Source organism: Dorea acetigenes (assembly GCF_025567385.1).
In the GTDB taxonomy this organism is placed as follows: Bacteria; Bacillota; Clostridia; order Lachnospirales; family Lachnospiraceae; genus Claveliimonas; species Claveliimonas acetigenes.
Genome location: NZ_JAOQJU010000016.1, coordinates 61,659 through 67,691 on the forward strand (window position 1 = coordinate 61,659; position 6,033 = coordinate 67,691).

The 6,033-nt window shown below is 43.6% G+C and carries 4 protein-coding genes and 1 pseudogene; all 5 read right to left on the reverse strand.

Translation table 11 applies throughout. From position 1 onward, the window contains the following. Positions 1 to 12: 12 nt before the first annotated feature. Positions 13 to 252, reverse strand: a pseudogene (locus tag OCV99_RS12215) (YccF domain-containing protein); the annotation flags it as partial. A gap of 75 nt (positions 253 to 327) precedes the next feature. Then, the gene (locus OCV99_RS12220; RefSeq protein ID WP_158370891.1) at positions 328 to 1,860 is read right to left on the reverse strand and encodes a Mur ligase family protein; all 1,533 of its coding nucleotides are present in this window, start codon (positions 1,858 to 1,860) and stop codon (positions 328 to 330) included. A gap of 14 nt (positions 1,861 to 1,874) precedes the next feature. Next, positions 1,875 to 2,591 carry a cysteate racemase gene (cuyB, locus tag OCV99_RS12225; protein WP_158370893.1) on the reverse strand — a complete coding sequence of 239 codons (717 nt, stop codon included), beginning with the start codon at positions 2,589 to 2,591 and terminating at the stop codon, positions 1,875 to 1,877. A gap of 11 nt (positions 2,592 to 2,602) precedes the next feature. After that, positions 2,603 to 3,814: a carboxylate--amine ligase gene (locus OCV99_RS12230; RefSeq protein ID WP_158370895.1), complete on the reverse strand. Its 1,212-nt coding sequence runs from the start codon at positions 3,812 to 3,814 to the stop codon at positions 2,603 to 2,605. 208 nt (positions 3,815 to 4,022) lie between these two features. Continuing rightward, positions 4,023 to 5,960, reverse strand: coding sequence for a leucine-rich repeat protein (locus tag OCV99_RS12235; RefSeq protein ID WP_262575570.1), 1,938 nt, complete (start codon positions 5,958 to 5,960; stop codon positions 4,023 to 4,025). Between the last annotated feature and the right edge of the window lie 73 nt (positions 5,961 to 6,033).

Here is a 6,033-nt window from a genome sequence, read left to right on the forward strand (position 1 = left end):
AAAATAGTGTCTTTATAAGACTTCTGCGCCAAATGGCATCAGTGCTAACTTGGCAAGCTTGAACTGCTGAAGCCCAAATGGAATGCCCACAACCGTCACACAAAGCATTGCTCCCAGTGCCAGATGTTCTATTGCAAGCGGAAGTCCCGACACCACCAGCCAGATAATATTGAGAAGGAAAGAACCGGTTCCTCCGCCGTATCTCACCTCTTTTCCAAAGGGGAAAAAGCTTAAAGAGGCAAATTTAAAACACAATACATTCCCAAAACATCCCATACCGTATGTCCCCTGTTATTCTACCATAGTTTCAAATGATTTTAATCCTGATTATTCTTCACATTTTCTCACATCATACTCTGCCAAGTACTTCTTCACATACTCCACGTCTGACGGACAGTTCAGGTATTCGCTTCCATATTTCTGTCTCGTCTCTCCGCCTTTTCCGGTCACGAGAAGGAGCGTCTTGCCTTCTGCTGATTCAATGGCAGCCTTGATTGCCTCTCCCCGATCCTCAATCATCTCATACGGGCAATTCTGGGCTTCTACATATTGTGCAATATCCTCAGAAATGTCCTCTACCGGCTCATATCCCGGATCTTCTGCCACCAGGTATACTTTCTTGGAATACTGGCCCGCAACCGTTCCCAGATCACGGCGACGGATTAGGGCTTTCTTACCCGGGCAGCCGAAAATAGACACAATCGCATAATCCGGGTATTCTTCTTTCATAGATGAAAACAATTTCTCAAAGCTTAACTTATTGTGTGCATAGTCTACAATTGCCAAAATGTTCTTGTCCTTGCTTGCATAAAGCTCCATTCTTCCGCTGGAACGAGCACGTAAAAGCCCGGAATGGATATATTCCTTCGGAATACCGAACTTTACTGCCGCCGCAATGACACCCAGTGCATTCTCTACATTGAAAAGTCCCGGCATCGTCAGAATGAATTCTTCATCAAAAGCCTCGCATTTCACAGAAAACCTGGTTTCATTTCCCTCTTTACGGATATGGTAAGCGAAATAATCCGCAGATGAATCCTTCGTACTGAAGGTAATCACTTCCTCCGCCGCCTTTGCCTCTTCCAGAATCCGGTCAATGTAATCTGCATCCAGATTCACCACCGCCGTCTTCGTTTTACCAAACATCAGCATCTTAGAAGAAAAATAATCCTCAAAATCTGCATGTTCAATCGGACTGATATGATCCTCAGAAATATTCAGGAAAATTCCCACATCGAATTTCATGTCATCTACACGGTGATATTTCAGCGCCTGGGAAGACACTTCCATCTGTGCGTATTCCATACCACAATCCAGAGCGTTGCGCAGATGCTGCTGCAGTTCTACTGCCTCCGGGGTGGTAATATGGGACTCTACCTTTGATTTGCCATCATAAATATCAATCGAAGAAATCACAGCGCTGTCTTTTTTATTTTGCGCTTCCAGATAATCATCTACAATCGCTTTCATATAATAAACGGAGGTAGATTTTCCTTTTGTTCCGCCCACACCTACAAGCCGTAAATCTTCCCATGGATTATTATAAAACAAATTGGCAAGAACCGACATCGCTTCACGGATATCCTTTACCAGAATATAAGGAACTTCTGCTTCAAGCTCAAAAACCTTCTCACTAATATAGCAGACTGCCCCCTTTCCTACGGCTTCTCTCAGGTAAACCGGCTTAAATGCCGCACCCTTGCAGATAAATAAAGTGTCTTCCGACACCTCTTTGGAATTATAGGTAAGATTTCTAATAACATTCTCTTCTTTACCATATAATTCACAGGAGGCGAACATTCCCCGTTTTCTCAGCGCCTCCACATATTCCTGTATTTTATAAAACTTCATCTCTGCCATCTTCTTCTCCCTTTCTACCGGTATTCTGCGCCGGAGCGCAGGATTGATTCTCTCACCAGCACATCCATTGCATCCAGGCAGATGGACGGAATCTCATGCTTCCCTTTAAATACGGACAATTCTGTACACGCCAGAATGACTGCATCACATCCCTTACGCATAAATTCACTGATTACACGGTCAAACTTAGCCCGATCCCCCGGTTTCCCGCTCTTAATATCATCGTAAATCAAGGACATTACATCCTTCTGCCGTTCCGGCGACGGTTTGACCGGCGTCACTCCCAGCTTCTTGCACTCCTTATGATAGATACGGGAATTTATCGTTCCATCCGTCGCCATGATTCCGATCCTCTTTACATTGTCAAATGCATTTACTGCATAGGCAACGCTCTCACGAATCATATGAATGACCGGTATCTGTACAGCCTTCTGAATCTGTTCATAGAAATAATGGGAAGTATTGCAGGTAATCGCTATATTGGAAACCCCCAAACGCTCCAAGGTTCTTGCATCCTCCTGAAGCAGCCTGATGAGATGCTTATCGTCCCCCGTGATAATCGCCTCCGTCCTGTCCGGCATGGTAGCATGGCTTAAAATCACCATATCAATATGCTCCTGATCTTTCGACGCTTTCGTATGTGCAATCACATTTTCGTAATAGTAAGAAGAGGCTTCCGGCCCCATCCCGCCAATCACACCCAGCTTCTTTAATTCTCTTCTTTCTTCCATACCAATCCCTTTTACTTATAATATTTGTTAAAATAAGAATATTGTTTCAAATGGGTCTTCGCCATGCGCAGGAAACGCATCGGCCTTAAATCTCCTCGCTTAAATACAGGATTCACCATTCTGCCCTCTTTTATCAGCTTCTTCATTTTAGCAACATATTGCGGATTCTTAATGTGCTTAAACGCCACACCCTTCGGAACGGTCATCCACAGATATTCTTCTGTTGCTTCCTCATAAGGCAATTCTCTCTGGTAAATGTAATCTTCTACAAAATACTTTGCCACATTGAACCCGGAATTTGTAACATAATAATTACTTCTCCCCTGTCTGGTGTTAATCTCAAAAAAGCGGTAGGTATTATCACGCATATCATATTTAATATCAAAATTAGAAAAACCTACATAGTGCAGGTCTTCCAGCAGATTCTTCACGCGCCCCATCAATTCTTTGTTAGGTTCTGTGATAATTACCGCATGATTTCCCAGCCCATGAGGCGTATGCTCTTCCAGAAGAACATGGCCCAGACACATCATCTTCACCTTACCATTCCGGTCAGAATAGGAAGTCAGCACCCGCATATACTCATCATTTCCCGGAATGGTATCCTGAATAATCAAGGCATCGTCATATCCGGCTTCATAAATCTGGCTGATTACCTTCTCCATTTCTTTCCGGCTGCCCAATTTATAAATCTTATTCTGCGTCGGGAACGGATGCTCCCAGTATGCGATACTGTTGGAAGGCTTTACAATGACCGGATAAGAGAAATCACAGGCAAAATCAAGCCCCATCTCTTTTCTGTATACAATGGTCTTCGGATAATCTACCCCGTGCTTCTCACACAGCTGATAGAACCGCTCCTTCTGCTGCAGGCTGTCCATCAGATCAAAATCAATATACGGCGCAATTACATTTTCCGGCAGCTCCGCTTTATGCCTGCTGGCAAGAGCCACATAACTGTCACCACAGCCAATGAGAAGAATCTTCTTGTTGCTGTGCTGCTTCGCAAACTTCGTAATCCGCTTCACAAAATACTCGTCAGTGTCAATCGCCGGATTCCCTTCATATACCGTAATCTGGCTGTTGAAACTTGGTCCCGTCTGGTACTTGCCGAACACGTAGGACTTTACCTGATACTGTTCGTAAAAAGCGCGCGCCACACTGTAGGTATTAATATCTCCTCCCAGCAGAACCGGGATAAATTTTCTTTCTTTGAATTTCATCGTCTCTTGGAACACTCCTTTGTCCACATTTATTCCAGCCTATTATACCCCCTCGCATCCCAGGTGTCAATGAAGGGTGAACGTCATAAATGTCATAAATATTCCTGTATAAACATTTCGAATGGTTCCTTATTACAAGAGGATACCAGTATCCTGATTCCTCAGTTCTGGTATCCTCTCTTTTTTACACTTTCGTTTTCATCTATCTTTAGTCATTCTCATATTTCTGCTTGAATCGCATAATGATTGCCGCACATTCTGCACGGTTCGCATTTCCCTGTGGTGCAAGCTGCGTTTCGTTCATTCCTTGAATGATCTCATTTGCCACTGCCCACTGCATCGCTTCCACCGCAAACGGCTGTATCTGCCCGGCATCTGCAAATCTGCTAAGCTCTGCACGCTGTGACACATCATATCCTTTTCCCTTCGCATAGCGGTACATCATAGTCGCCATCTGCTCACGGGTAATCGGGTCATTCACGCCAAACAAGCCATTCTCATATCCCGTTATCACACCAGCCTCATTCGCCCAGATGATTGCATCTGTATACCATATGCCATCCGCCACATCCGGGAACTTCGGCGTATATTCCACTTGCGGTTTCCCGTTCATACGGTACAGAATCACTGCAAACTGCGCACGTGGCAGTGTCTGGTCCGGTCCGAAGGTGGTATCATTCAGCCCGGTCATCAGATTGTGCTGGTATACGTATGTTACGTAAGGATAAAACCAACTGGACGTATCCGTCACATCAGCAAATGGTATTCCATCTTCCAATAATATAATGTAATTCAAATCATTCTCCTGAGCATACTGCAAACCGTAAGAATTCTCATAGACTAATAATGTCGGGGCAGGAGCATTATATTGATAAAACGCATCCTCGCCTATGCTTGTCACACTCTTGGGAATTCTAATACTACTAAGATTATAGCAAGCGTAGAATGCGGATTTTCCTATGCTTTCCAATCCTTCCGGCAACTCAATACTCTCCAGACTCTTACAATAGGAAAATGCATCTTCTCCTATATTAATCAAACTTTTCGGCAGTTCGATACTGTTCAAACTGCTGCAGCCGGCAAATGCCCGATCTCCTATATTCGTCAGTCCTTCCGGCAGATCGATATTACAAAGATTTTTACAATAGCCAAATGCATCGTTCTCTATACTCGTCACAGTCTCTGGTATTGTGACGCTGCTCAAACTATTACACTCTCTAAATGCCCATTCTCCTATATATGTCAATCCCTCTTCCAAATCAAGATTACTTAGATTGGTGCATCCTCTAAAAGTTTCCCGACCCATACTCTCCACACTGCCAGGTATCTTAATTGTCTTCAATCCAACGCACTCTTGAAAAACTCGATCTCCTATATGGGTCAACCCTTCCGGCAAATTAATATTCTCCAAGCTACGGCACCCACGAAACGTCTCATCTTCCAGACTTTTCAACCCTTCCGGCAAAACAACACTGTTTAAATTCTGACAATAGTAAAAAGCCTTCTTTCCTATATCTGTCACACCAGCCGGTATATCAATGGCACTCATCGCATTACATCCTTCAAATGCCTGCTCTCCTATACTTACTGTACTTTCTGCTATCTTAATGTCTGTTTTTCCATTTGCTACCGCTATAAGAGTTGTACATTCTTTATTATATAAGCATCCATCATAATCCGCATATACAGAATTCCCCTCTGCTACTTCTATTTGCGTCAGGTTGCTACACTCCCAAAATGCAAGTTCTTCTATATTCGTTACGCCAACCGGTATATCAATGTGTGTCAGGCTGCTGCATTCCCAAAATGCAACCTTCCCTATACTTGTCAAGCCTTCCGGCAGTTCAATACTATTCAGACTGCTGCATTTCCAAAATGCATACTCTCCTATACTTGTCAAGCCCTTCGGCAGCTTAATACTATTCAAGTTACTGCAGCCTGCAAACACACCCCACTCTATTTCTGTCAAGCCTTCCGGCAAATCTATACTGCTCAAACTGCTGCAGTCACTAAATGCACTAGAACCTATACTTGTTAAACTTTCCGGCAGTTCAATACTATTCAAACTGCTGCAGTTCCAAAATGCATTAGAACCTATACTTGTCAAGTCCTTCGGCAGCTTAATACTATTCAGTGATTTTGTCAAGATTAGTTGACACATTTTCCTCAAGGATTTTGTACCCTATGCTGCTTCTTTCAGGGAATCATAGTATTGCTGT

Coding starts and splice junctions, on each gene's coding strand:
- OCV99_RS12220 (WP_158370891.1), bottom strand. CDS start 1,860: ATGGCAGAGATGAAGTTTTATAAAATACAGGAATATGTGGAGGCGCTG.
- cuyB (WP_158370893.1), bottom strand. CDS start 2,591: ATGGAAGAAAGAAGAGAATTAAAGAAGCTGGGTGTGATTGGCGGGATG.
- OCV99_RS12230 (WP_158370895.1), bottom strand. CDS start 3,814: ATGAAATTCAAAGAAAGAAAATTTATCCCGGTTCTGCTGGGAGGAGAT.